At 24.2% G+C, this 2,118-nt stretch carries 3 protein-coding genes; all 3 read right to left on the minus strand.

The genetic code is table 11. The features are described from left to right. Positions 1 to 167: 167 nt before the first annotated feature. Positions 168 to 818 carry a DUF4230 domain-containing protein gene (locus tag RH99_RS17890; RefSeq protein ID WP_010241658.1) on the minus strand — a complete coding sequence of 217 codons (651 nt, stop codon included), beginning with the start codon at positions 816 to 818 and terminating at the stop codon, positions 168 to 170. Between the two features lie 223 nt (positions 819 to 1,041). Continuing rightward, a complete protein-coding gene (locus RH99_RS19830; protein ID WP_306301466.1) occupies positions 1,042 to 1,581 on the minus strand; it encodes a methyltransferase in 540 nt (179 codons plus the stop codon). Continuing rightward, the coding region (locus RH99_RS19835) for a methyltransferase (RefSeq protein ID WP_243441515.1) at positions 1,578 to 2,118 on the minus strand (541 nt) is incomplete at its 5' end. The genes RH99_RS19835 and RH99_RS19830, both read right to left, overlap by 4 nt.

Genomic DNA, 2,118 nt, shown 5'->3' on the forward strand with positions numbered 1-2,118 from the left:
GGATTATTTAATGAAATGAAGGATATCATAAGTGTAAATTAATATTAAATATTATCTTAAATATAATTGTATACAATTATGCATTCAATAAATAATAACTAATAGATGCGATTTAAATAAAATATCTATTTTAATTTAATAATTTAGAAGAAATTATAATATAGGAATTAATTAAAACTAATCCCTATATTATAATTATTGTTATTGTCAGATATAGATTGTATCAAAGCTTTCATTGATTCTTTAGAGTTGTTTAGTGCTATGTTATAATATTGATTTTCTAGCATCTTATTTTTCATTTTATTTTTTACAACACTTGTTAATTGTTCATGTTCCTCAGGAGATAGCTTAATATCACTAAATCTAAGTAATCCTTTTTCCGGAGGAGAAAATACTGTTTTTTCTTCATTTAAAGTTACCATTTCTACAGAAGGTTTTGGTAATTTCATAGATATTCCATTGTCGTCTATAGTAATATCATTAGAATTTATAGTAGAAAGATCTATAACATATAATCCAGTTCCTATAAAGTTTATATTCTGTATTTTTTTTAAAATACTAAGATTTCCCCAACTATTATCAATAGTTATTTTTTCATTTAGATTTACCTCAGTAGTTATTAGTTTTTGCTTTTGCTTAATTTGAGTTACTAAAGTTTCTTTTGTAATAAATTTTTTAGAGTTATCAGAGGTTTTAGAGATTGTCCACGGTTCTGAATCAGCTTTAGGTGTTACATAAATTCTATAAGCAAAGGTAAATCCTATAGCTATACATAATAACGCTAGTATAATTGTTCTTTTCTTAACAATTATTCTCATTAGTTTTAACACCATCCTAGAATTTATAAATTTTTATTATGATTATATATTTTATCATAAATTTTTATTATTAAAAATATAAATATAAAAACTAAAGTGAATAATTTATTAATATAGAAGTAATAGCTGCCTTGCAATACATATCTATGTATTGCAAGGCAACTATATATATTTTACTACTAAAAATAATTATTAACATATCTACTTTATAGGCTACTTAATTCTACCAATTATTCACAAAATCATATAGAGCAGGATATACATTTAAATCTGACATAAGTTTAATATAAGAATCAAGTGCTAGCTCATTTTCATTTCTTGTCTTAAGAGCTCTTATCATAAGATTCTTAGGTGTTTCTAGAGGAGATATATACTCTACTACAGATACATCATAACCTTTTGCTTCTAACATAAGGGATCTCATACCATCTGTTAATACATCTGCAATTCTCGTTTTAAATACACCATATTTTAATATTTCTTTAAAAGGTTCATATTTATACTGACTTGCAAGTTCCTTATGGCAACAAGGCACTGCAATTATGGCATCAGCTTCAACTTTTATTCCTAGTGCTAGTGCCATATCTGTGGCTGTGTCACAGGCATGGAGTGATATAACAACATTAATTTTTTTATTAGGAATATACTCCTTTATATCCATTGCTTTAAATTCCATATTTCTGTATCCTAGATTTAAAGCCATTTTCTCAGAAGATTTAATAACTTCTTGAGAATGATCTAAACCAATAAAATTACATTTTATTTTTTTACTTCTGTAAGATAATAGTTAAGTACAAATGTTAAATAGGATTTTCCACAACCGCAATCTAGTATATTTATTGTCTTACCTTTTGGAAGTTTATCAATTATTCCTTCAAGTAATTCTACATAATGATCTATTTGATTATATTTTCTTATTTTATCATTTTTTATTTTAGAATCTTTACTCATTATACCGATTTCTTTTAATAGAGAGTCAGCTTTTCCTATTTTAATATAATAGTTACGATTTAAAAGAGAAGAAGTGGAATTATAATCATCATTTATAGGTTTCTTTTCTTCTATTATAATATTAGACATTTTTACATTTTTGTTGTCTGCTGAAATTAATAAATTTGATCCTCTTTCACTGTATATTAGTGCTAATGAATCATAATTATTGGCATCTGTCACTATTCTATCTATAAGTTCATCTATTAATAAATTTTCTGTTTTTCCATTAAAATTATATTTAATTTTATTATTATCATATATACCATTACCTTTGAATTCTTTTAAACCAGAATTATATGTAACAGTT

It is taken from the genome of Clostridium arbusti SL206 (assembly GCF_000246895.1).
Taxonomy (GTDB): Bacteria; Bacillota; Clostridia; order Clostridiales; family Clostridiaceae; genus Clostridium_I; species Clostridium_I arbusti.

What these genes read in the sequence shown, in the direction of transcription:
- RH99_RS17890 (WP_010241658.1), bottom strand. Translation starts at nt 818, where the DNA reads ATGAGAATAATTGTTAAGAAAAGAACAATTATACTAGCGTTATTATGT.